General features: G+C 64.1%; 19 protein-coding genes. 6 read left to right on the plus strand and 13 right to left on the minus strand.

Going from position 1 to position 23,160, the window contains the following annotated elements; translation table 11 throughout:
- Window positions 1–23: 23 nt before the first annotated feature.
- The 7 genes from RM192_RS01530 to hisS form a co-directional block, all read right to left on the minus strand.
- Entirely contained in the window at window positions 24–617 is a 594-nt protein-coding gene (locus RM192_RS01530; RefSeq protein WP_311505769.1) for a glycoside hydrolase family protein, read from the minus strand.
- Between the two features lie 130 nt (window positions 618–747).
- The gene (metK, locus tag RM192_RS01535) at window positions 748–1,953 is read right to left on the minus strand and encodes a methionine adenosyltransferase (protein WP_311505770.1); all 1,206 of its coding nucleotides are present in this window, start codon (window positions 1,951–1,953) and stop codon (window positions 748–750) included.
- A 58-nt stretch (window positions 1,954–2,011) separates the two neighbouring features.
- A complete protein-coding gene (gene lnt / locus RM192_RS01540) occupies window positions 2,012–3,580 on the minus strand; it encodes an apolipoprotein N-acyltransferase (protein ID WP_311505771.1) in 1,569 nt (522 codons plus the stop codon).
- Window positions 3,581–3,651: 71 nt separating this feature from the next.
- Window positions 3,652–4,602 carry a DUF4167 domain-containing protein gene (locus tag RM192_RS01545; RefSeq protein WP_311505772.1) on the minus strand — a complete coding sequence of 317 codons (951 nt, stop codon included), beginning with the start codon at window positions 4,600–4,602 and terminating at the stop codon, window positions 3,652–3,654.
- Between the two features lie 257 nt (window positions 4,603–4,859).
- On the minus strand, window positions 4,860–5,723 hold the full coding sequence (gene prmC, locus RM192_RS01550; RefSeq protein ID WP_311505773.1) for a peptide chain release factor N(5)-glutamine methyltransferase: 864 nt from the start codon (window positions 5,721–5,723) through the stop codon (window positions 4,860–4,862).
- Between the two features lie 99 nt (window positions 5,724–5,822).
- Window positions 5,823–6,887 (minus strand): peptide chain release factor 1, encoded by a 1,065-nt coding sequence (prfA, locus tag RM192_RS01555; protein WP_311505774.1) that lies wholly within the window; start codon window positions 6,885–6,887, stop codon window positions 5,823–5,825.
- Between the two features lie 10 nt (window positions 6,888–6,897).
- On the minus strand, window positions 6,898–8,247 hold the full coding sequence (gene hisS / locus RM192_RS01560; RefSeq protein WP_311505775.1) for a histidine--tRNA ligase: 1,350 nt from the start codon (window positions 8,245–8,247) through the stop codon (window positions 6,898–6,900).
- A 102-nt stretch (window positions 8,248–8,349) separates the two neighbouring features.
- Here hisS and RM192_RS01565 point away from each other — a divergent pair, with 102 nt between their 5' ends.
- From RM192_RS01565 to ppa, 3 genes are all read left to right on the plus strand, one after another.
- Entirely contained in the window at window positions 8,350–10,326 is a 1,977-nt protein-coding gene (locus tag RM192_RS01565; RefSeq protein WP_311505776.1) for a peptidase M61, read from the plus strand.
- A 5-nt stretch (window positions 10,327–10,331) separates the two neighbouring features.
- Window positions 10,332–10,988, plus strand: a complete 657-nt coding sequence (locus RM192_RS01570; RefSeq protein ID WP_311505777.1) for a DUF1345 domain-containing protein — start codon at window positions 10,332–10,334, stop codon at window positions 10,986–10,988.
- 85 nt (window positions 10,989–11,073) lie between these two features.
- Entirely contained in the window at window positions 11,074–11,613 is a 540-nt protein-coding gene (gene ppa / locus RM192_RS01575) for an inorganic diphosphatase (protein WP_311505778.1), read from the plus strand.
- 66 nt (window positions 11,614–11,679) lie between these two features.
- Here ppa and RM192_RS01580 read toward each other — a convergent pair whose 3' ends face one another.
- The 3 genes from RM192_RS01580 to RM192_RS01590 all read right to left on the minus strand — a co-directional run bounded on the left by RM192_RS01580 (window position 11,680) and on the right by RM192_RS01590 (window position 14,884).
- The gene (locus tag RM192_RS01580) at window positions 11,680–12,990 is read right to left on the minus strand and encodes a mechanosensitive ion channel domain-containing protein (RefSeq protein ID WP_311505779.1); all 1,311 of its coding nucleotides are present in this window, start codon (window positions 12,988–12,990) and stop codon (window positions 11,680–11,682) included.
- Window positions 12,991–13,080: 90 nt separating this feature from the next.
- Window positions 13,081–14,427, minus strand: a complete 1,347-nt coding sequence (locus tag RM192_RS01585; protein ID WP_311505780.1) for a TldD/PmbA family protein — start codon at window positions 14,425–14,427, stop codon at window positions 13,081–13,083.
- An 88-nt stretch (window positions 14,428–14,515) separates the two neighbouring features.
- Window positions 14,516–14,884 carry a hypothetical protein gene (locus tag RM192_RS01590; RefSeq protein WP_311505781.1) on the minus strand — a complete coding sequence of 123 codons (369 nt, stop codon included), beginning with the start codon at window positions 14,882–14,884 and terminating at the stop codon, window positions 14,516–14,518.
- 234 nt (window positions 14,885–15,118) lie between these two features.
- Here RM192_RS01590 and lptB point away from each other — a divergent pair, with 234 nt between their 5' ends.
- From lptB to RM192_RS01605, 3 genes are read left to right on the plus strand one after another with little or no spacing between them, the layout of a single operon-like run.
- A complete protein-coding gene (gene lptB / locus RM192_RS01595; RefSeq protein ID WP_311505782.1) occupies window positions 15,119–15,895 on the plus strand; it encodes an LPS export ABC transporter ATP-binding protein in 777 nt (258 codons plus the stop codon).
- A 26-nt stretch (window positions 15,896–15,921) separates the two neighbouring features.
- A complete protein-coding gene (gene rpoN / locus RM192_RS01600; protein WP_311505783.1) occupies window positions 15,922–17,421 on the plus strand; it encodes an RNA polymerase factor sigma-54 in 1,500 nt (499 codons plus the stop codon).
- 47 nt (window positions 17,422–17,468) lie between these two features.
- Window positions 17,469–19,493, plus strand: a complete 2,025-nt coding sequence (locus RM192_RS01605; RefSeq protein ID WP_311505784.1) for an amidohydrolase family protein — start codon at window positions 17,469–17,471, stop codon at window positions 19,491–19,493.
- A gap of 4 nt (window positions 19,494–19,497) precedes the next feature.
- Here the strand turns inward: RM192_RS01605 and RM192_RS01610 are convergent, their stop codons facing one another.
- Genes RM192_RS01610 through RM192_RS01620 form a run of 3 tightly spaced genes read right to left on the minus strand, consistent with a single transcriptional unit; the run spans window position 19,498 to window position 23,157 of the window.
- Entirely contained in the window at window positions 19,498–20,352 is an 855-nt protein-coding gene (locus RM192_RS01610) for a phosphodiesterase (RefSeq protein WP_311505785.1), read from the minus strand.
- Window positions 20,353–20,369: 17 nt separating this feature from the next.
- The gene (locus tag RM192_RS01615; protein ID WP_311505786.1) at window positions 20,370–22,253 is read right to left on the minus strand and encodes a cytochrome c3 family protein; all 1,884 of its coding nucleotides are present in this window, start codon (window positions 22,251–22,253) and stop codon (window positions 20,370–20,372) included.
- Window positions 22,254–22,260: 7 nt separating this feature from the next.
- On the minus strand, window positions 22,261–23,157 hold the full coding sequence (locus RM192_RS01620) for a hypothetical protein (RefSeq protein ID WP_311505787.1): 897 nt from the start codon (window positions 23,155–23,157) through the stop codon (window positions 22,261–22,263).
- Between the last annotated feature and the right edge of the window lie 3 nt (window positions 23,158–23,160).

Consider the following 23,160-nt stretch of genomic DNA (forward strand, 5'->3'; position numbering starts at 1 on the left):
TCCCCCGCGCATCAGTGGTGAGATCATTCGAACAGAAGATCAAACCAGCTCTGCTTGCGGGGCATGACGGTTTCGAACAGGCTTTCGGTCAAAGCCCGAACATCGATTCGCTTCCCGCATGCTGGCTGGTAGGACGGTTTGGCCACGCCATAGACCAGCGCAGTGCCGTCCGAACTCCAGGTGCCGTCGAAGAACAGGGACTGTTCCTTGCGGCGGCGGTGCAGCAGCGAGGCTGGGCGCGCCCAACCCAGCATCCCCTTGCGCGCGCCTGCCACATCACCCGCCACGAAACGGCCGATCCAATTGGCCCGCGCGATTGCGCCAGTGTTCCAGTGGAACGACAGCGCCGCGCCCAGCTCGGCCTCGGTAGGGTCATGTGGCCCGAATGCTGCCAGCACAGGCGGCAGGTACTTCTCGCGCAGAAGCCAAAGGTATACGCCGATGCAGTGTTCGAGCGGTTGGGACTTGTCCTTGTACCGCGGGAAAACCTTGTGGCCCGAGGCATTGGTCACGCCGACGCTCCAGGTCCATACGCCGACGCTGTCCCTGTAAGCCTCGGTCACGATGCCTTCGTGGGCGATCAGTTCAAGGGCAATCCGGGGGGTAATCTCGCGCATCGCTTCGCTCCGCCAAAGCTTGAGTGGTGGCGGATCGGCGGTTCGGTAGGAAAGCGGAGATGAAACCCATCACGAAAACGGCCCGCCTCCGATCGGAAGCAGGCCGTCAATTTCAGCAATGTGCGTCTGATCAGGCGAGAGCGGCCTTGAGATCGTCCACGAGGTCGACGCGCTCCCACGGGAAGAAATCACCGGTCGGCTTGCGGCCGAAGTGGCCATAGGCGGCGGTTGGCTGGTAGATCGGCTTGTTGAGGCCGAGGTGGGTGCGGATCGCTCGCGGGGTCAGCCCGCCAAGCTTGGCAATGCCCTTGATGGCCAATTCGATCCTGTCGTCGCCGATGGTGCCGGTGTCGTGCGTATCGACATAGAGCGACAGCGGCTCGGACACCCCGATGGCATAGGCGATCTGAATGGTGCAGCGCGTGGCCAGACCTGCCGCCACGACGTTCTTGGCGAGGTAGCGGGTGATGTAGGCCGCTGAACGGTCAACCTTGGTGGGGTCCTTGCCCGAGAACGCGCCGCCCCCGTGCGGCGCCGCCCCGCCGTAAGTGTCGACGATGATCTTGCGCCCGGTCAGGCCTGCATCGCCATCGGGGCCGCCGATCTCGAACGAGCCCGTCGGGTTGATGTAGTAGGTGGTATCGCGCAGCAGAACCGGCGGGATGACGTCGGCGATCACGCGCTTCACATAGGCGTGGAGTTCGGCTTCCTTCGCGCCTTCGTCATAGCCCGGCGCGTGCTGGGTGGAGACGACGACGGCAGTCGCGGCGACGGGTAGCGAACCTTCGTAGCGCAAGGTCACCTGGCTCTTGGCGTCAGGCTCGAGGAAAGGGGCCACGCCCGAGTGGCGGTCAGCGGCCATGCGCTCGAGGATCTTGTGGCTGTAGTAGAGCGTGGCCGGCATCAGGTCGGGCGTCTCGTCGGTCGCGTAACCGAACATTATGCCCTGATCGCCTGCGCCTTCGTCCTTGTTGTCGCCTGCATCGACGCCTTGCGCGATGTGGGCCGACTGGCCGTGAAGGCGGTTGATGAATTCGAGCTTCTCGTGGTGGAAGCCGTCCTGTTCATAGCCGATGCGCTTGACCGTAGCACGCACCGCTTGTTCGATCTCTTCCTGCGCGCCCGGCGCCCATGCGCCATTTTCATAGACGCCCTTGCAGCGGATTTCCCCTGCAAGAACAACAAGCTGGGTTGTGGTCAGCGTCTCGCATGCGATTCGCGCTTCAGCATCTTTCGACAGGAAAAGATCGACGATCGCGTCGCTGATCTGGTCGGAAACCTTGTCGGGATGGCCTTCGGAAACGCTTTCGGACGTGAACAGGTAATCGGTACGCATTGGCGATCCTATCTGGAGGGTCAGGCCTATATAAAGAAACCTTTATGTTGCCCCGCGTTTAGCGTCTCCGCGCTGCGGTGGCAACAAGCGCAATCAAAAGAAGAACTGTCGCCCAGACAAGCGCAAGCGCATTGCCGGTCTGCGCGAACAGCGTTGGGGCGTGGGGCGGCGGCACCTTTCCGTCGATCCGTCCGGCACGATGAAGTGGCAGGAACTGGCGCACTGCCCCATCTGCATCGACCACCGCGCTGATCCCGGTGGTCGTGGCGCGCAGTACGGGCAGGCCTTCTTCGATCGCACGCATGCGGGCTTGCGCCAGATGCTGCGGTGGACCCCAGGCGCCGAACCAGCCGTCGTTCGTCGGGTTGAAGATGTAGTCCGGGCGGTGGGCGCGGTCGGCCACTTGCCCTGAGAAGACGATCTCGTAGCAGATCTGGAATCCGGCTTTGCCATAAGGGCCGAAATCGATTGTCCGCGCGCCGGGTCCGGCAAGGAAGTCGATGCTTCCGGCAACAAGCCGCGACAGGCCGAGCGGTTCGAGCAGCGCGCGCATCGGCAGGTATTCGCCATAGGGCACGAGATGGGCCTTGGCATAGGAGCCGCGGATGGCCCCTGTGCTGTCGATGGCGGTGACCACGTTGTAGGCGCCTGCGACTTTCGGCCCATGCATGGCGAGGTCGGTCGTACCCGTCAGCAGCAGTGCGCCCGGCCCGGCGACCCTGCCGATGCGTTCGCGCGCCAGGACGGGATCCGCGGCGAAGGTCGTCTCCTCGTACCAGAAACTGGGGTAGCCGGGGCGCAGGAAATCGGGGACGCCGCTTTCCGGCCAGAGCACAAGCCGCCGCTCACCCGGATTGCGCGCCAGCGACAGCGCGGCGGTTTTGCGGAACTGGTTCTCGTAGTTGGCGGGGTCGTTGAGCAGTTCCTGCCGCACATCGGGCTGGACCAGCGTGAATGGCACCGTGCCTTCGCGGCGCTCACCATGAAGCGGCAGGACGAACAGGATCGCGGGGCCGAGCGCATAGGCTGCGGCCGCCCGGAACTGGCGCTTGTTCCATGCGCGCAGCGCGAACAGCCAGTATCCGCCGAGAAGGATCACGAGGCCCGACAATGCATATGTGCCGGTCCATTGCGCGACCAATGCAAGGCCGGGGCGGTCGAACCCGCCCAGTGTGACCATTGCAAGCGGATTCCAGGCAAAGCCGGTGAAGACCCACGACCGCAGCCACTCGGCAACGATCCAGCACGCCGCGAAAGATGGCAGCAGCGCGGCGCGGCGGGTGCGGGTAAGCCACCATCCTGCGAGCACAGCCAGCGCGGGATAGACGGCGAGGTAGACCGCGAGCGCGACAACCGCGATCCAGCCGAGCCAGACCGGCATTTCAGCCTGATAGGTGAAGGCCGTGGCGATCCAGCCGTTGCCGACGGTGAACATGCCCAGACCGAACAGCCAGCCGCTCAGCAGCGCCTGCCGCCATGTCTTCGTTACGTCGATGCGGTGAAGAAGGTACGCCAGCGCAGCCAGCGTCAATGGCCAGAGGCCCAGCGGCTGGAAGCCGGTGGCGGCCAGGCCACCTGCAGCGATGGTGTAGAGGTGCGGGCGGGGGATCGGGCGTAGTCGCAGCATGCCCGCCTGCTATGGGGTGTGCCGGGGCCGACCGCAAGCGGCCAGCCCCTTATGGCACATCAGCCCTCGTATCAGCCTTCGGCGGGCTCACTTGCTTCGGGCAGCGGGTTCTTGCGCGGACGGCCACGCTTCTTGGGTGCGGGCGCGCCCTCTTCTGCGGCAGGCGCGGCTACCGGAGTTGCAACTGGCGCCGGTTCAGGCTCGCTGCGCACATTGATCGCGGGAGGCAGGCTGGAAGGATCGAAGATCGCAGGTGCGTCGTCGTGGCTTGCATCGCGGCGCGGACGGCGCTCGGTGCGGGGACGAAGGCCGCGCGATCCGCGGTTTTCGCGCACGAACGGATTGTCGCCAGCATCGACGATGGGTTCGCCCTCGATGGCGGGGAGGCCTTCTCCGGGCACGATTTCCGCTGCAGGGGCAACGCTTTCTGCATCACGGTCGCGATTGCGGTCGAAACGGCGGGGCCGATCTTCGCGGGGACGGTCGTCACGAGGACGGTCTTCACGGGGCCGATCATCGCGCTGGCGATCCTGGCGCGGACGATCTTCGCGGTCTTCACGTGGCCTGTCATCACGGGGCCGGTCATCGCGCTGGCGATCCTGACGCGGACGGTCCTCACGGTCATCACGGGCACGCTCTTCGCGCGGTTCGCGTTCCTGACGCGATGGCGCGCGGTCGAATGCGGGGAAATCGCCTTCGACGCTGAAATCGTTGCTGTCGTCCTCGCCTTCCTGTTCCTGATAACGCTCGCCGTTCGGGCGGGTGCGCTGATCTTCGAGGCGGACGCGGCTGTCGGCGATCACGCGGAAGTAGTGGTCGGCAAACTGCAGGTAGTATTCGGCCTGCACGCGGTCGCCATTGAGGTGGGCGTCCTGCGCGAGCTTGCGATACTTCTCCAGCATCTGGGGCGCATTACCCCGGGCGCGGCTGTCGATCCGGTTGAGCTGCTGTCCACCATTTTGCGGGCGACCGTTATTGCTGCGCCCGCGACGGCGGTTGTTACCACGATTGTTGTTATTCAACTCAGGCACTTCCTTGTTTGGGGGCGGCCCAACTGGAATGCAGGCCCATCTGGCATCAGGAATGCAGGTTCGACCCGTATGCCGTGCTGCCCGTAAGCCGCGCCATCTCCGCCACCGGCTCTCCCCACGCTTGCGGGTGGGCGAATCGGGGTTCCCAGCATCTGCTCTCGTCCCGGCCCCTTTGGCCGTTCATCCCTGCAAATGGTGGGGTTGGCATGGACGGGAAGCCTTCATCCGTTCCTTGCCTGCGATCATGATTAGTCGCCAGTCCCGGCCTTGCCAAGAGGAATATTGCGCCTTTTTGCCATTTCCACAGCGCGGGGGCGTGAACCGAGATCGCGGTGGAGCCTTGCTGTCATCCCGGCGGCTTCGACCAGAGCCATTACGGCGGGACCTTGCGTCCAGCCGATCTCGACCATGGCGATGCCATCGGGGGAGAGAAGGCCGGGCAATTGTGGGACCAGCAGGCGGTAGTCGTCCATGCCATCGGCGCCTGCAAACAGCGCGCCAGCCGGTTCATGCGCGCGCACCGAGGGGCTGAGTTCAGCCGCCAACTCGACATAGGGCGGGTTGGCGAGGATGAGGTCGAACGTGCCAAGGCCCTCGCTCCATCCGTCCTTCGTCCAGTCGGCTGGGACGAACCGCGCGGATGGCGCATGGTGCGCGCCGTTGGCCGAAGCGATGGCCAACGCTTCGACAGACCTGTCGATGCCGATGCTTTCCGCGTCCGGCCAGATCGACAGCGCGGCCAGCAACAGGGCGCCCGAGCCGGTGCCGAGATCGAGAATGCGGCGCGGTGTATGGTCCATGAAAGCCTCGCGCGCTGCCTCGATCAGCGTCTCGCTGTCACTGCGCGGTATCAGCACGGCGGGGCTGACGATCAGGTCGAGGCCGTAGAACTCCTGTGTGCCCGTGATGTAGGCGACTGGTTCATGCGCCAGCCTGCGTTCGACCAGTGCGTCGAAGGTGCCGGGCACATCTGCCTGCATGTGTCGCAGCAACACATCCGAGCGCGAACAGCCCAGCGCGTGGGCCATCAGCACTTCGGCATCGAGCCGCGCGGTGTCGCTGGTTTGGGCGAGGCGGGTTGCGGCCTTGCGGATGGCCTCGGCGACGGTCATCTGTGGCGCGCGTGCTTCGACGGGCTCAGCACGAACGGAACTTTACCAACGTACCCACACCCGTTCAGCCTGAGCTTGTCGAAGGCCACGCGCACCACCTCACCCATCCATCGAAGCCAGCCGCTTGGCCTGGTCCTCGGCGATCAGCGCGTCGATCATCTCGCCAAGCCCGGTGCCTTCGAGCACTTCGGGCAGGCGGTGAAGTGTCAGGTTGATGCGGTGGTCGGTCACCCGGCCTTGCGGGAAGTTGTAGGTGCGGATGCGTTCGGAGCGGTCGCCCGATCCGACCATCGCCTTGCGCGCTTCGGCCTCTTCGCCCTGCGCGGCATCGCGCTGCGCTTCGAACAGGCGGGCGCGCAGGACCTGCATTGCCTTGTCCTTGTTCTTGTGCTGGCTGCGTCCGTCCTGGCAGGTGACGACCGTGCCGGTGGGCAAGTGGGTGATGCGCACCGCCGAATCGGTGGTGTTCACATGCTGTCCGCCCGCGCCGCTGGCCCGGTAGACGTCGATCTTGAGATCCTTGTCCTCGATGCCAATGTCCACTTCGTCAGGCTCGGGCAGGACGGCGACGGTCGCGGCAGAGGTATGGATGCGGCCGCCGGATTCGGTGACCGGCACGCGCTGAACGCGGTGGACGCCGCTCTCGAACTTGAGTTTGGCGAACACGCCATTGCCGGTGACGTTGGCGACCACTTCCTTGTAGCCGCCGATGTCGTTGGCGTTGACCGACACGACCTCGACCCGCCAGCCCTGTTCGGCGGCGTACTTCTCGTACATGCGGAACAGATCGGCCGCGAACAGCGCGGCCTCGTCCCCCCCAGTGCCCGCGCGGATTTCGAGCATGGCCGGGCGCACGTCCGCCGCATCGCGCGGCAGCATAGCAATGGCGAGGCGGTGTTCGGCCTCGGGCAGTTCGGTGCGGATGCGGCTGAGTTCCTCATCCGCCATCTCGCGCATCTCGGGATCGTCGAGCGCCGCGAGGCTGACCAATTCGCCGCGCATCGCAGCGATTTCCTGCGCGACGCGAGCAATGGGTTCGAGCTCCGCATAGTCGCGGCTGGCAGCAATGAAGTCAGCGCCTTCAAGCGTGCCCGACGCAAGTCGCGCTTCGAGTTCGGCGAAGCGGTGCGTGAGGTGGCCTAGGCGGGTGTCGCTTACCGACATAAAACTGCGATCAATCGATATTCCAGACGAATGCACCGATACTCCCGCCCGTCATTCGGACCTCACATTGCTTGAATCGCCCGCTCTTTTCAATCTTCAGGCGCAATCGAGTGAACTCTTCATCATCGTACATCAGGTTGACGAGCTTGAATTCATTCGCGTTCCCGCGTGCTCCGAATTGTCCGATGCAATACGCTTGGCTTCTCTTCATCGCCCTGTCGAAACGCTTTTGCGGATTCCCGGAAAATGCGGTGGAAACAGAGACACCAAGTGCTCGAAGCTGATTCGCCAGAACAAGCGTCCTGTCTTCATCGTCTCGCGTGAGCGGCACAATTTCCACTTCGGGGACCTCATGTGCGAAAGTCCATCCCCCTGCGGGCGAGCGCGGATTCGACTTGCGCATTTCGATGACCAGCATCGCCAGCCGCTCGATCCCCGCAGCCCAGCCGACGGCTGGCGTAGCCGCGCCGCCGAGTGCTTCCATCAGCCCGTCATAACGCCCGCCGCCGAGCACGGTGCCCTGTGCGCCCAGCCGGTCGGTGACGAATTCGAACGCGGTGTGGCGGTAGTAGTCGAGGCCGCGCACCAGTGCCGGGGCGCGGGTCCATTCCACGCCTGCTGCGTCGAGGCCCGAGGTGACCTTGGCGAAAAAGTCCTGCGCTTCGGCGCTCAGGTAATCGTCGATCTTTGGCGCGTCTGCCGTGAACGGCTTGTCGCGCGGGTCCTTGCTGTCGAGGATACGCAGCGGGTTGCGCTCCAGCCGGTCCTGCGAATCCTCGCTCAAGTCGCCCTTAACTGCGCGGAAGTAGTCGATCAGCGCCGTGCGCCAGGCGTCGCGGCTGGCGCCGTCGCCCAGCGTGTTGAGTTGCAGCGTCACGCCGTCCTGAATGCCCAGTTCCTTGAGCAACTGGTCGGCCATGACCAGCAGTTCGACGTCGGCCTGCGGCTCGCCCGCGCCGATGATCTCGGCGTCAATCTGGTGGAACTGGCGGTAGCGGCCCTTTTGCGGGCGCTCATAGCGGAACAGCGGGCCGTGGGTGGCAACCTTGAGCGGCGCGTACTGCTGCCAGCCGTCGGTGAGGTAGGCGCGCGCGATGCCTGCGGTGAATTCGGGGCGCAGGGTGAGCGATTCCCCGCCGCGATCGTCGAAGCTGTACATTTCCTTCGAGACGACGTCGGTCGTCTCACCCAGCGAGCGGCTGAACACGGCGGTCTTTTCGAACACCGGCATTTCCACGCGGCGGAAGCGGTAAAGCTTGCGTACGCGCTCGAAGGTCTCGACGACGAAGGCGAAGGCCTCGGCATCCGCACCGAAGATGTCCTGGGTGCCGCGAATAGCTTGTGGGGTTTGTTGGCTCATGGTGGCTGCGCGATTAGCCGGAATGGACGCAAACGGAAAGGGCTGCAAAAAGGTGCGCGCAGATGGTTGCGATTGCGACTGCTTCAGGCCATGAAATGCCCCATGATCAAGAAACTCGCGGCCGCACCGCTCCTTCTCGCCCTTTCCGTATCCACCCAGGCTCTTGCCCAAGGCACCGCGAACCGCTCCGCGCCGATGGCCGTGCCGATCAGCCAGACCGTGCCCGATGCGCAGGACGTCGCCTATCCCGGCACGATGACGCTCGACATCGATGCGTCGGACATCACGCGCGGCGACTATCGCGTGACTCAGACGATCCCGGTGGCGGCTGGCACCAAGGAACTGATCGTGCAGCTTCCGCAATGGCTGCCCGGCAACCACGGCCCGCGCGGCACGTTGTCCGAACTGGTGGCGTTGCAGTTCTTCGTCGATGGCAAGCCTGTGGAATGGAAGCGTGACCGGGTAGAGGTCTTCGCGTTCCACGTAATGCTGCCTGCAGGCGCAAAGGAAGTCATCGCCAAGTTCATCCATACCTCTCCGCTGGCCTCGGCCGAGGGACGCATCACGATGACGCCCGAAATGCTCAACCTGCAATGGGAGAAGATGAGCCTCTATCCCGCAGGCCATTATGTGCGCCGGATCAGGGTGAAGCCGAGCGTTACTTTCCCCCAGGGCTGGACTGCTGCGAGCGCGCTTGATGGCATGACCATGAGCGGCAACCGCGCCACCTGGGCCGAGACGGATTACGAAACGCTGGTCGATTCGCCGATTTTCGCAGGCAAGAACTTCAAGAAGTGGGATCTGGGCCAAAACGTCACGCTGAACGTGGTGGCGGACAAGCCCGAGCAATTGGCAGCCAAGCCTGAGCACATCGCCGCGCACAAGGCGCTGGTCGAAGAAGCGAAGCTGGCGTTCGGCGCGAACCACTTCGACCATTATGACCTGCTGCTGGCGCTGTCCGACAAGATCGGCGGCATCGGGCTGGAGCACCACCGGTCGAGCGAGAACCAGCTTGAGCCGGAAGCCTTTACCGAATGGGACAAGCAGGAGTGGGACCGCAACCTGCTGCCACACGAATATTCGCACTCATGGTCGGGCAAGTTCCGCCGACCCGCGCGGCTGTGGACGCCCGATTATCGCCAGCCGATGCAGGGCGATCTGCTGTGGACCTATGAAGGGCAGGACCAGTTCTGGGGCGCCGTGCTGGGCGCGCGTTCCGGCCTGCAGGGCAAGGACATGGTGCTGGGCATGCTGGCGGCATGGGCTGGCGGATTCACTCAGGCACCGGGACGCGAATGGCGTTCGGTCGAGGACACAGGGTTCGATCCGGTCTTCGCCTCGCGCAAGCCCAAGCCCTATTCGTCGCTTGCCCGCAACGAGGACTATTATACCGAAGGCGCGCTGGTCTGGCTCGAGATCGACCAGATCCTGCGCGAAGGCACCGGTGGCAAGAAGTCCATCGATGATTTCGCCAAGGCCTTTTTCGGCATGAATCCGGGCGACTGGGGCCAGCTGCCGTTCGAGGTCGATGAGATCGTGACCAAGCTGAACGCGCTCTATCCCTACGACTGGGCCAAGCTGATCGACACGCGGATCAACCAGCCGGGCCAGCCGGTGCCGCTGGGCGGGATCGAGAAGGGCGGCTACAAGCTCGTCTGGAAGGAAGAGCCCAACCCCTATACAAAGGCGGCAATGGACTTCGGCAAGGGTCTCAGCCTCGGCAATTCCATCGGCATTTCGCTCGACAAAGACGGCAAGGTCACCGGCACTCGCTGGGACAGTGCGGCGTTCAATGCGGGAATCGTCACCGGCATGCAGGTCATGGCGGTGAACGGCATGGCCTATAGCGCCGACGACATGAAGAAGGCGATCACGGCGGCCAAGGGTGAAAAGGGTGTTCCGCTCGAACTTCTGGTCAAGCGTGGCAGCCGGTTCGAGACGGTGAAGGTCGATTACAAGGACGGCCTGCGCTATCCTTGGCTGGAACGTGTCGCCACGGGCAAGGCGCCGACCGGGCTTGAACTGCTGCTCACGCCCAAGCGTCCCGGTGGCGCGGTCGCTGCGGCGAAGAAGAAGTAAGGTTCATGGCGGGAAGCGTGGCGGGGATTGGCAAGAAGATCGCCCCGCCGCGCTTTGTGCTGTTCCTGATGCTGCTGGTGAGCGGGTTTTTCATCGATTGGCGAGTGCTCGGCGCTTCGAGTCCGACCGATGCCGTGGCGATGGCGTTCGATCTGGCGGCCTTCGTGTTCCTGCTGTCGCTGCTCCCGGTTCTGCGCGATACTTCCGTCCCGGCGATCCGCCAACACGCGGCGGACAATGACGCGAACCGGTTGCTGGTGCTTGTCATCACCACGGTGGTGACGATGGTCGTCATGGCGGCCATCGCGGGCGAACTGCCCAAAGCGACAGGCGGGGACAAGATCGCCATGGCCAAGCTGGTCGGCACGCTGGCGCTGACCTGGCTATTTGCCAACACCGTCTATGCCCTCCATTATGCGCACCTCTATTATTCGGAGAGCGGGGGTGGGGATTCGAAGGGCATCGATTTCCCCGGCGAGAACGATCCCGACTACCTCGATTTCGTCTATTTCAGCTTCACCCTGGGCATGACGTTCCAAACCTCCGACACCCAAATCAGCGACCGCCCGATTCGCCGGATCGCAACGCTGCATTCCTTTGCTGCTTTCATTTTCAACATCGGCGTGATCGCCTTCACCATAAACGCGCTTGGCGGGAAGTGACTCGGCCATAAGTCTTGTTGCGGTGCACAAGCGGCTTCGCTAGGGGCAGGCGATCCTCTCCACACCCATTGAACAGGGCAAACCCATGCGCATCGACATGATTCCCACTGGCGACAATCCGCCGGAAAGCCTCAACGTAGTCATCGAAGTTCCCGTCGGCGGTGAGCCGGTGAAGTACGAATTCGACAAGGCCTCGGGCGCGCTGTTCGTTGACCGCATCCTGCATACGCCGATGCGTTACCCTGCAAACTACGGTTTCGTGCCGCACACCCTTTCGCCCGATGGCGACCCGCTCGACGCGCTGGTCATCGCGCGCTCGCCGTTTGTACCCGGCTCGGTCGTGCGTGCGCGGCCGATTGCGGTTCTGAACCTCGAAGACGAGCATGGCGGCGATGAAAAGCTGGTCTGCGTGCCGGTCGATTCCACCTTCCCGTACTATTCGGACGTGAAGGAAAAGGAAGACATCCCCGAGATCGTGCTGCAGCAGATCGAGCACTTCTTCACCCACTACAAGGACCTCGAGAAGGACAAGTGGGTGCGCGTTGGCAAGTGGGGCGGCGCCGACGAAGCCCGCCGCGTCACGATCGAAGCGATCGAGCGCGCCAAGGCTGAAAAGTCCGCCTGATCCTTCGGGATTTGCGAAACAGAAAAGGGCCGTTCCGCCAGCGCGGAGCGGCCTTCTTCGTATCCGCTATTCCACCGGGCGGCTGGAATCGAGCAGGTCGTTGCCGTCGTCCGTCGCGCGTTCGCTGGCGACCATCTTGCGGATCTGCAACTCGGGCGAGGTGCTGTCGGGCGCGGTATCGGGCGCGGCAACCGGGGGTAGAGCGATGGCCTGCGCTTCCGGGGAGGGGGTCGCCGGGGCTTCGATCTGCTCCAGCTTCACATGATATGTAGCATCCGGCAGCACGAAACTGGCATCGCGCAGCGCCTTTCGCACCGCCTCGTAAGCAAGGCTCCGCGCCTTGCCGAACCCTGTCTTCGTCTGGTCCACCCAGCCGGTAAAGCGCAGGGTCTGCGTCGTGCCGGGCATGTCGGTAATTTCCGCAGAGGGTTCAGGCTTGTCCAGCACGAACGCCAGCGCAGATAGTGCTTCCAGCCCCTTTGCGCGGGCGAGGCAGGGGTCATCCGCATGATCGAGCGTAAAATCGATGCTGAAGCGTCGGTGAGGGTTGGTGGTGAAGTTGAGAATCACCGCCTTGAACACGGTCGAATTTGGAATGCGCAAGTGATTGCCGTCGAGCGTCATCAGCACGGTCGCGCGGCTGGTCAGGCGCACCACACGGCCCTCGAATTCGTCGATCTTGATATGGTCGTTGCCGCGGAACGGCTGGCGGATCGATAGCATCAGCGACGAGACGTAGTTGTCGATCGAATCGCGCACGGCAAAGCCGATGGCGATACCGATCACGCCTGCCCCCCCAAGTACTGCGCCGAGCAGCGCCGTTGCGCCGATGATTTCGAGGCCCAGCACGATCCCGCCGACCACGAAGGCAAAGCGGATGAAGGTGCTCATCAGGTCGCCGAGGAACGGGTTGGGCGCGATGCGGTGCCACAACGCCTTGCGCGCGGCCAGCCAATAGCCCGCGAACCCGACCAGTGCGGCCACTGCAATCGCCACGAGAATCAGCGGTATGGCCGCGACGATGGCATCTGCCTTGCCCGCAAGGCCCCCGATGGCGGGGTTGAGATTGTTATCGACGTTCAGGCTGCGCTTGAGCTTGTCCTGCACGGTGACCACGCCCGAAACGCGCCCGGCCACGCCCACCGCCTGATCGATCGCGTTTTGGCTGGGCACTTCCCCGCTGAGCGTGACCACGCCTGACGCGACCCTTACGCTGACGCCCTGAAGGTTGCCGATCTCGGAGAAGATGCCCTTGATCCGCGCCGCGATGACAGCATCGTCGCTGGGTGCGGCTTCGATATTGGCAGGCGTTGCTGACGGGGCCGGACTGGCCTGCGCGTAAAGCGCGGCAGGGAGCAGCAGGGCGAATGCCGCCATCAGTGAAAGTACGGAACGGGTTGCGCGCTGGAAGATAGGCATCCAGCAGGAATGCCCCGCCCGTGCGCGGAGTTCCCGGCCAGCTTCCGATCAGTCGCCGGCGATGCTCATCCCGTCCACGCGCAGGGTCGGCACGTCGATACCGCGATAGACCTCAAGGTCGCTTGCGGCGACGAGCGCGGCGAACATGTCGATCAGGTTGCCTGCCACGGTGAACTCTGCAATCGGCCCCGCGATCTCGCCGTTGACGATACGGAACCCCGATGCGCCGCGGCTGTAATCGCCTGTCACGCCGTTGACGCCGTGGCCGATAAGTTCGGTCACATAGACGCCATCGGCAATGTCCGCCATCAGTTCGGCAGGCGTGACCGATCCTGCCTGCAATATGACGTTGCTGGCGGTGACGTGGGGCGGGCCGGATGATCCGCGCGAGGCGTGACCAGTGGGCTGATGACCAAGCTGCCGCGCAGCAGCGGCGTCCATCAGCCAGCCGGTGATGCGACCGTCCTCAACCAGGTTGCGCGGGGAAGTTGGCAAGCCTTCACCATCGAACGGGCGCGAGCGGATGCCGCGCCGCGTGTGCGGATCGTCGGTAATCGTGATGCCGCTGCCAAACAGTTGCGCGCCGTCACGGTCGAGCAGGAAGCTCGCGCGCCTTGCGATGCTCGCGCCCGACATCGCGCCTAGCAGGTGGCCGATCAGGGAATTGCCCACGCGCGGGTCGAACACGACAGGGACCTGTCCGCTCTTCACGCGACCGGGATTGAGGCGCGAGGTCGCACGTTCGCCAGCCTCGCGGCCAATCTCGGCGGGCGCCATCAGGTCGGCGGCGTGGCGGGTGCTGCGCCACGAATAATCGCGCTGCATCGAACCACCTTCGCCCGCGACGACGCTGGCCGACAGGCTGTGGCTGGAAGCAGCGTAGGCGCCCGCAAACCCGTGGCTGGTGGCGAGCGCGAACAGGCCCAAGCCTGCACTGGCACCTGCGCCTTCGCTGTTGGTCACGCCGCTTACGCTGCGCGCGGCGTCTTCGGCCTCTTCCGCCAGTTGGCGCAAGTCGAGCGGGCTGCGTTCGGCGGGATCGTGGAGGTCGAGATCGGGCACGCCTTCGCGCAGGAGCAATTCCTCCGGCGCAAGCCCGGCAAACTTGTCTGCCGGTGCAAGCCGGGCCATCGCCACGGCGCGGCTGGCCAGTTCATCGAGGGCCTCGTCACCAAGATCGGTCGACCCGATCGAGGCCGACGCACCGCCGACAAACACGCGCAGGCCGACATGCTCGGATTCGGAGCGCTCGACATCTTCCAGCGCACCCAGGCGAACCTGCACCGATTCGGAAGCGTTGGCGACATAGACCGCATCGCTTGCATCTGCACCGGCGCGGCGCGCGCGCTCGACCAGCGCTTCGCAGCGTTCACGGGCGTCGGCGGGAGAAAGCATCAGGAACGGCCTTTCGCAGCAGCAAGGCTGCGGGGTCTAGCGGGCGCGTCCCGCCGGGGCAATCGGCCAGTTCAGTAGGCGGGTTTGCTCAGAAGACTGCGTTGAGCAACTTGAAGCCGCCGGTGATCAGGAACGGCAACAGAGCCGCCAGTGCCCAGATCTTGACCTGATCGCGCCGGAATGCCGCCTTGTAGGCCATGTCAGCGGCCTGTTCGTCGCTGAGGTGTTCCCACCTGCGTTCGAAGTTGCGGAACAGCGGAATGATCGCGGCCACAAGCAGGACCAGGACGAACACCGGCAGGAGCGATGTGCTCGCCCCCTGGATTTCATGCATGGTCACGAAGATCTGGAGGCCGGTATAGACCAGCAGCCCATACGCGACATTGTCGCTCATCTTCTTGCGCCAATCGGTTACCGACTTGGCCTTTGCACCCGGTGGCTGGAGGGCCTTGTTCACGGCACTTCCCCTGTTTAATCCTGCTCCAAAATGAATAGATCACGCGCCGCAAACGACTGCAAGGCAAATTCGGTACTGACCATCCCGGATTAGCGCAAGATCGCGAAACGCAGATCACCATGCATAAATCCTGCCAGATTGCAGGCGGAGGGTTTGCCGGATTCGAACGAGCCGCTATTGCAGGGTTCAAGTGCCTGAATTTCGATGTGCCAGATATTGGACAGAGCCATAGCAATGACTGTGATCGACGAGACTGCCCCGGTTGCCAACGCATCACCGCCCATCCCGCAGGGCGGGCTTGAAGTGGTGTCGATCGCCAAGTCCTATGACAAGCGCGCTGTTCTGACCGACATTTCGCTTTCGGTCGGCAAGGGCGAAGTGCTCGGCCTGCTCGGACCCAATGGCGCGGGCAAGACCACCTGCTTCTATTCGATCATGGGTCTTGTCCGTCCGGATTCGGGGCGCATCCTGCTGGACGGCGTCGATATTACCAAGCTGCCGATGTACCGGCGCTCAGTCCTCGGGCTTGGCTATCTGCCGCAGGAAACGTCGATCTTCCGGGGCATGACGGTCGAACAGAACATCGCAACGGTGCTCGAATTGATCGAGCCAGACAAGGCGACGCGCGAGGTCGAACTGGAACGCCTGCTCGACGAATTCGGCTTGGCGCGCCTGCGCAGCAGCCCGGCGATGGCGCTTTCGGGCGGTGAGCGCCGCCGCTGCGAAATCGCGCGCGCGCTCGCCGCACGCCCTTCGATCATCCTGCTCGACGAACCTTTCGCGGGTATCGACCCCCTCTCGATCAGCGACATCCGCCACTTGGTGAAAGATCTCAGCAATCGCGGTATCGGCGTTCTGATCACCGACCATAATGTGCGCGAAACACTCGACATCGTCGACCGCGCCTGCATCATCTATGGCGGTCAGGTGCTGTTCTCGGGCAGTCCCGAGGCGCTGGTGGCCGATGCCAACGTGCGGCGGCTCTATCTTGGCGAGGGCTTCACACTCTGATGGTCGGATCGGGGGGGATCTAGGCCATGGCGCTCGGCCCGAGGCTCGATCTTCGGCAATCCCAGTCGCTGGTGATGACGCCGCAGTTGCAGCAGGCGATCAAGCTGCTGGCGCTGTCTAACCTTGAGGTCGAGACGTTCATCGGTGAGGCGGTGGAGGCCAACCCGCTGCTCGAAATCGGTGATAGCGCGGCACCCGAGGTGCTGGAGGCCCTGCCCGAGGATCTGCGCCGCACCCATCTTGAAAGTTCGCCGGTCGATCAGCTTCTGGCCGAGGGCCGCGTGGCCGAGGACCGTCCGCTCGACATCGACGTCAGCGCGCTCGACAGCGACCGAGATACCGGAGACGGCGCGGGCAGGCTCGAACTCTCGTCAGCGCGGGACGATCGGGGAAGCGGCGGCGGCGAAGGCCCCGATATCGACGAGCGCGGGGAGGCGGAGGAAACGCTCGCCGCACACCTGCACGCCCAGATCGGTGCAACCACGTCCGACCAGCAACTGCTGTTCGTGTCGCGCTGGCTGATCGACCAGCTCGATGAGGCGGGCTACCTGACCATCCCGCTGAGCGAAGCCTGCGATGCGCTGGGACTTTCGGCAATGGTCGTCGAACGGGCGCTCGGGCTGATCCAGTCGCTCGACCCTACTGGCGTCGGCGCGCGCAACCTTGCCGAGTGCATCGCGCTGCAGGCCAGAGAGGCCGACCGCTACGATCCGTGCATGGCGCGGCTGATCGACAATCTGGACCTGGTGGCACGCGGCGAAGTGGCCCGGCTCAAGCGGCTGTGCCAGGTCGATGACGAAGATTTCGCCGAAATGCTGGCAGAGCTGCGCAGCTACGATCCGCGCCCCGGCCTGCGCTTTGGCGGCGGGGTTACCGAGGCGGTCGTGCCCGACATCCTGATCCGTGCGGCAAGTGATGGCGGCTGGAACATCGCGCTCAATCAGGCGACGCTGCCTCGCCTGATCGTCAACCGCAGCTATTACGTTGAAATGCGCGGCGCCTGCATGACCAAGGATGCCAAGGCCTGGCTGGGCGAGCGGCTGGCAGACGCCAACTGGCTCTTGAAGGCGCTCGACCAGCGGCAGAAGACGATCCTCAAAGTCGCCGCCGAAATCGTGAAGCAGCAGGACGGCTTCTTCCGCCACGGCGTCGCGCACTTGCGCCCGCTAACGCTCAAGACCGTGGCCGAAGTGATTTCGATGCACGAATCCACCGTCAGCCGCGTCACGTCGAACAAGTACTTGCATTGTGATCGCGGTACTTTCGAGCTGAAGTTCTTCTTCACTTCAGGGGTCGGTTCGTCCGATGGGGAAGGCGCTTCCGCCGAAGCGGTGAAGGCCGCGATCCGCCAGTTGATCGATGCCGAGGAGCCCAAGGCGGTCCTTTCGGATGATGCGCTGGTTGATCTGCTCAAGGCCCGGGGCTTCGATCTGGCCCGGCGCACCGTGGCCAAATACCGCGAGGCGATCGGGCTTGGCAGTTCGGTCCAGCGCCGCCGCCAGAAGACACTCGCCGGGGTGCGCTGACCGCGTTAGGGTGGTCGCAAATGCAACTGCTTCGAGGAAATGCGTACATGAGATTTCGACTGATCGTTGCGGCGGCACTTGCCACCGCCGCCACCCCGCTGTGCGCCAAGCCGGTCGAATACCGCATGATCTCGGATGAGGCGGACATCGGCCATTACATCGTCGACCAGCAGGGCAGCACGATCTCGGTCGATTACGACATCAAGCAGAACGGGCGCGGTCCGACCATCCGCGAGACGGTTACGCTGGGCAATGACGGTGCGCCTGCGGACTGGAAGATCACCGGGCGCACCACGTTCGGCAATGCTGTGGCCGAGCGGTTTTCCCGGACGTCTAGCGGGGCAAGCTGGACGGATCTGGCGGGCAAGGGCACCATCAAGGGCAAGGAAGCGCCGCGCTATTACATCGCGCAGAACGGCTCGGTGATCGACATTTCGCTGCTCGCCAAGGCCCTGCTCAAGGCGCCCGGCATGGCGATGCCCGTCGCGCCGGGCGGCACGGCCACGATGGTGGCCAAGGGCACGCAGGCGTTTTACGGGGCCGATGGCAAGCTGGACGTCACGACATATGAATTGAGCGGGTTGGCGCTCGACCCCAATTATATCGCGCTCGATTCCTCGGGCGATCTGTTCGCGGTGGCCTCTGCCGATTCCGTTCTGGTGCGCAAGGGATACGAGAAGGTCGCGGCCGAGCCTTTGCGGATCCTGGCCGAACGGCTGGGAGCGGAGCGGTTCACCACGCTGCAGAAGGAAAACGCCAGGCGCTATGCCGGGCCGGTGCGCATCCGCAACGTGCGCCTGTTCGATCCGGCGGCCAAAGCGCTGACCGAGCCGCGCGATGTGGTGGTGTTCGGCAACCGAATCACCGAAATCGCCGCCACCGGAAGTGTTGCCACACGTGGGGAGACGAACATCGACGGTGCGGGCGGCACGCTGGTGCCCGGTCTTTATGAAATGCACGCGCATCTCGGACAGGACGCCGCACTGCTCAACGTGCTGGCCGGGATCACCTCGGTCCGTGATATGGGCAACAATGACGAGGTTCTCGACAAGCTGGTCGCGCGGATCGATGCAGGCGAGCTCGCCGGACCGCGCGTGACCCGCTCGGGCTTCATCGAGGGCGAAAGCAAGTTCTCGGCGCGCAACGGCACCGTCGTGGCAACGCAGGACGAGGCTATCGCCGCCGTTCGCAAGTATGCCGCGCGGGGGTTCTGGCAGGCCAAGCTCTACAACTCGATGAGCCCGGCGTGGGCGCCCGTCGTCGTGTCCGAGGCGCACCGGCTGGGGATGCGCGTGGCGGGGCACGTGCCTGCCTTTTCCAATGCCGATGCGATGATCGCGGCCGGCTTCGACGAGATCACTCATGTCAACCAGTTGATGCTCGGCTGGGTGCTCAATCCCGATGAGGACACACGCACGCTGTTCCGCTTCACCGCGATGCGGCGCTTCCCTTCGCTCGACGTGAACTCGGCCAAAGTGCAGGCGACGCTGGATTCGATGGTTGCGCACCACGTTGCGCATGAGCCGACCATCGGCATTCACGAGCTCGGTCTTACCGCGCTCGATGGCCGCCCCAATCCCGGTGCGGTCGATTACATCGACCATATGCCCCCCGAGGAGCAGCGTCAGTTGAAGCAGGCGCTGTTCGGTACCGATACGCCGCAGCAGCGCGCCGAATATGTCGCGGCCTATGCCAAAGTGCTGGAAACGCTGACCGCGATGAACGCCAAGGGCATCCTGCTGATTCCGGGCACCGATATGGGCGGTGCGTTCACCTATCACCGCGAACTGGAGCTGTTCACCAAAGTGGGCATGACCCCTGCGCAAGTCCTGTCGCGCGCCACGCTGGAGATGGCACAATACCTCCATCAGGATCAGCAATTGGGGTCATTGGAGCGCGGCAAGCTGGCGGACTTCTTCCTTGTCCCGGGCGATCCGACCGAGGACCTCAAGGCGATCAAGGCCATCGCCATGGTGGTGAAGGACGGGGCGTTCTACTTTCCCGCGGAAATCTATCCGAAGCTGGGCATCCGTCCGTTCACGCCTGCGCCAAAGGTTGAAATGGTGAAGTAGCCCGTCAGTCCGAACCGGGGCGCTCGGCCAGCATGTGCTGGATCATGCCCTGAAGGTTGGCGTCATAGCGGGCGAGGACCTGATGGTCTTCAGCCGTATCCCAGTGCGTGATCAGTTCGCGCCCGTTGAACCAGTGCAGGGCATAGCCCGGCGGATCGGCGATGATCAGGCTGCGCTGGTCGGGCACGTCGGGATCAATCGCGCGCAAGTCGAGTGCGACTTGCGGTGCGGTTGACGGGCAGGTGGCAACAATCGTGCCTTCCCACACTGTGGTGATCGCGCGGTGGATGTGGCCGCAGACGATGCCGACGACATTGGTCCGTCCGCGCAAGCATGCGCCCAGGCGTTCGACCCAAGGCTCTGCCGGGTCAGTGTTCATCCACGGAATGCCGACTTCGACCGGTGGGTGATGCTGGACGATCAGCGTGCGCACATCAGAGGCTTCATCCAGCCGGGCGTTGAGCCAGGCCGCTCGCGCTTCGCAGAAGGCACCGCCATGGCGGCCTTCCTCAAGCGTGTCGAGCACGATCAGCCGCAACGGGTCGGTGTCGATCACATATTGCAGGAAGCCCCCATCGAAGCGGGCGGCGGGGAAGACTTCGGCGAAAGTCGCGCGATCATCGTGGTTGCCGAGCGCGTAGTGCACCGGAAAGGGCATATCGGCGAAAGCCTCGCGCAGCCGTTCATAGCTTTCGCGGTCACCCCGGTCGATCAGATCACCGGTGGCGAGCAGAAGGTCCGGCCGCGGTTCCATCGCGGCCAGTTCCTCCAGCACACGGTCAAGCCGCTGCCGGTTGAATTCACCGGGGGAATCGGGTTCGAACCCCAGATGAATATCGGTGACCTGCGCTATCAGCATCGTTCCCCGCTGACGTTCTAGTGCAGCTTTACCGGGAAACGCGGCCTTTCAGCCACGGCCACGGTCTGCCCGACGTCTTTCTTTCTGTCCTTTGCCGGTGCCCACGGGGCGCCAGCATCCATGTGATAGGAGTGGCACATCGCGCAGGAGGAATCGACCGGGTCTTTCACCGAAACCGACGCAAGTTTTGCGCCCTCGCCGCCGACGTGGCAGGTGCGGCAGCCGCCCTTGCCGTCGATGCCCGGTACGAGCAGGTCGGTCGCCTTGTTCGATGTCCCTGTTTCGGTGTGGCAATCGGCGCAATCGGTCTTGTCGTGCGCCTTGTGGTCGAACCAGCCCTTCTGGTAATAACGGTCGTTCTGGGCGACCGGCTGGACGGTGAAACCGGCACTCGCCATCGTGCCGCCGCGCGTCACGGTGTGGCAATCGTAGCACATGCCGCCGTTCGAGAAGACTTGCGCCACAGCCTGTTCTGCGCGGGTCGGGTAGAACCGGACAGCGCGGGCGTAGTCGGCAGCGGTTGAGCGCAGCGCGGCATCGCCGGGCACCCGCCGTGCAAGGCCCGAGAGGTTGGCCGGGCGGGCAGGAGCGCCGCCACGGTAGAAAGCGCGCAGATCGGCCACGACCTGTTCGGGCTTGCCGTGGCGCAGCGTGCGGAAGGTGCCGCCGACCTGATCGAAGCTGAGCGAGTGGCAGGACTGGCAGGAGTCCTCCATCACCACCGGCTTGAACCGGGTACCGGTGGAATCGGCCTTGTGGCAATCCTTGCAATCCAGCCCATCGGTTGCAGCGAAGCGTCCTGGCATGCGCCGGACCATCTGGGCGATGCCGTTGGTCTTCGACAGATGCTGGCCGTGGGTGAACTTGAGCCCGTTGTTTTCCTGCAGCGCAGGCGTCCACATGGCGCGCTGGAATAACGGCTTGTCCCCGTCCATGCCGCTGATCACCATCGGCTTGAACTGAGGGTGAGCCATCCCGAAGTCGGCGGCATCGGCGAGTTTGGTATCGGTCAAGCGACCTTTCATCCCGTTATGGCAATCGGCGCAGAATTTCTGCTGGGTGGCTGGCATAGCGCCTGCCCCCTCGTGTTCGGTGTGACAATCGACACACCTGCCCGCCGGGCGGTTGAACGCGGTAGCGACCGCACGCTGCAGCGCGGCCAAGCCGGTGGGCTCGCCGCGCGCTTTCAGCAATCGCGCCTTGTCCGAAATATGGTCGTGCGCGTCCTTGGTGTGGCACGTCAGGCAGGCCTTGTCGGTGACGGCCACGAACGCCTCGGTATGGCAGGCCTGGCAATCGCCACCGAGATTCTTGTGGGCAAGGCTCAAGGGGCCTGACGACCACGTCTGGTCGGCATGGAAACTGTCCGGACGCCGCGCTTTTTCCTGCATCGCCAGCGGTTTGTAGGTCATGTAGCTGTAGATCGGGAAGGCAAGGAACGAGATCAGCACCAGCACCGCGAACGTCCACGCCGACATGCGCTTGCCGGGCAGGAGGCCCTTGAGCGTGTAGACCGTGGTGATGTCCTTGTCCTCGGCGGAGTCCGAGACGGCCTCCACCCGGCGCACGGTGAAAGCGAGCATGCCGCTTTCGGTATCGCGCGAAATCACGATGCGGTGGCCGCCGAACATCAGTTCCGCGCCGACCGCAGGATCGAGCACGGCCTCGGTGACCGAACGCCCGTTGACCTCGAACGGCTGGGTGCCGACCGAACCGATCGTCAGGTTGCCATCGGCCCCTTGCACCACTCGTGCATGGCGCGGATCGACCGCAAGGTCGGGGAGGTGGATGCCGTTTGCCGCGTCGCGGCCAATGGTCAGTTCGTCGCCCTCGATGGTCGAGGGACGCACGATCTCCTCACCACTGGATTTGAGCGCGATCTGGCGGACAAGAAAGCTCATCGTTCGCTCACCAGTAGAAGAAGACGCTGACGATATGGGCGGATAGCGCCGCAATCAGCGCAAAGGTCACGGGCACGTGGACATAGAGCCAGGCCTGCAACCAGGACTTGATTTTGAGGTGTCGTCGCATTCGGCCAAGCATGGCTTCCTTGCGCGTCAGCAGCGCATCGACCTTGTCGACCGGATCGTCGGCCACGCGCGGTTTGTAGGCGCGCATGCGGCGCAGTTCCGCAGCGGCATGGCGCGTTGCGCACTTGGGATAGTTGCCGGTAATGCGGTTCCAGAACGATCCCGCGAAAGGGTCCTGCTCAAGGCTCATGTTCACGAGTGCCGCGCTTTGCGGATCGAGCGGCTGGGCCGCATCATGGATCTGCCGGTCGAGCGAACGTAGCGCCTCGATCATCTGCTTTTCAGTGATCGCGCCTTCATCGTCGAAGCGGTTGGCTGAAAGCGCGCGCGGCGCCGTGGCATAGATCCAGATGCCGAAAATGCCCGAGGCGATGACCAGCAGCATCAGGCCCCACGCCAGCGTGTGGACGTTCCAGCCGAAGTGGAAGCCCGAATGGAGCGTGCCGATCACCGTCAGGCACAGGCCGAGATAGACGTGCGCGCTGGTCCAGGCCTTGAGGCTCCACCGCCCCGGTGTGATCGCGCGCTTGCGCATGCCGAGCATGGTCAGCCACAGGATCAGCAGCGCACCGACTGTGCCGAGCGCATAGCCGAGCCAGCTCGACCCGAAATGTGTCCCAGGCAGCGGCACCCAGATGTAGAGCGCCAGCAGGCCGAGCGCGAGCGCGGCGGAGAGCTTGCCCCAGAACAAGTTGTTATGCCGCAGGAAACCTTCGTGCGTGGCGGTCCGTTCGCGGCTGGCGCCGGTGCGCTTCTTGGGGGCTATCGTGGCCATCGG

The organism is Novosphingobium sp. MMS21-SN21R (assembly GCF_031846015.1).
GTDB lineage: Bacteria > Pseudomonadota > Alphaproteobacteria > Sphingomonadales > Sphingomonadaceae > Novosphingobium.

What these genes read in the sequence shown, in the direction of transcription:
- RM192_RS01530 (WP_311505769.1), bottom strand. Translation starts at nt 617, where the DNA reads ATGCGCGAGATTACCCCCCGGATTGCCCTTGAACTGATCGCCCACGAA.
- metK (WP_311505770.1), bottom strand. Translation starts at nt 1,953, where the DNA reads ATGCGTACCGATTACCTGTTCACGTCCGAAAGCGTTTCCGAAGGCCAT.
- lnt (WP_311505771.1), bottom strand. Translation starts at nt 3,580, where the DNA reads ATGCTGCGACTACGCCCGATCCCCCGCCCGCACCTCTACACCATCGCT.
- prmC (WP_311505773.1), bottom strand. Translation starts at nt 5,723, where the DNA reads ATGACCGTCGCCGAGGCCATCCGCAAGGCCGCAACCCGCCTCGCCCAA.
- prfA (WP_311505774.1), bottom strand. Translation starts at nt 6,887, where the DNA reads ATGTCGGTAAGCGACACCCGCCTAGGCCACCTCACGCACCGCTTCGCC.
- hisS (WP_311505775.1), bottom strand. Translation starts at nt 8,247, where the DNA reads ATGAGCCAACAAACCCCACAAGCTATTCGCGGCACCCAGGACATCTTC.
- RM192_RS01565 (WP_311505776.1), top strand. Translation starts at nt 8,350, where the DNA reads ATGATCAAGAAACTCGCGGCCGCACCGCTCCTTCTCGCCCTTTCCGTA.
- RM192_RS01570 (WP_311505777.1), top strand. Translation starts at nt 10,332, where the DNA reads ATGGCGGGAAGCGTGGCGGGGATTGGCAAGAAGATCGCCCCGCCGCGC.
- ppa (WP_311505778.1), top strand. Translation starts at nt 11,074, where the DNA reads ATGCGCATCGACATGATTCCCACTGGCGACAATCCGCCGGAAAGCCTC.
- RM192_RS01580 (WP_311505779.1), bottom strand. Translation starts at nt 12,990, where the DNA reads ATGGCGGCATTCGCCCTGCTGCTCCCTGCCGCGCTTTACGCGCAGGCC.
- RM192_RS01585 (WP_311505780.1), bottom strand. Translation starts at nt 14,427, where the DNA reads ATGCTTTCTCCCGCCGACGCCCGTGAACGCTGCGAAGCGCTGGTCGAG.
- lptB (WP_311505782.1), top strand. Translation starts at nt 15,119, where the DNA reads ATGACTGTGATCGACGAGACTGCCCCGGTTGCCAACGCATCACCGCCC.
- rpoN (WP_311505783.1), top strand. Translation starts at nt 15,922, where the DNA reads ATGGCGCTCGGCCCGAGGCTCGATCTTCGGCAATCCCAGTCGCTGGTG.
- RM192_RS01605 (WP_311505784.1), top strand. Translation starts at nt 17,469, where the DNA reads ATGAGATTTCGACTGATCGTTGCGGCGGCACTTGCCACCGCCGCCACC.
- RM192_RS01610 (WP_311505785.1), bottom strand. Translation starts at nt 20,352, where the DNA reads ATGCTGATAGCGCAGGTCACCGATATTCATCTGGGGTTCGAACCCGAT.
- RM192_RS01615 (WP_311505786.1), bottom strand. Translation starts at nt 22,253, where the DNA reads ATGAGCTTTCTTGTCCGCCAGATCGCGCTCAAATCCAGTGGTGAGGAG.
- RM192_RS01620 (WP_311505787.1), bottom strand. Translation starts at nt 23,157, where the DNA reads ATGGCCACGATAGCCCCCAAGAAGCGCACCGGCGCCAGCCGCGAACGG.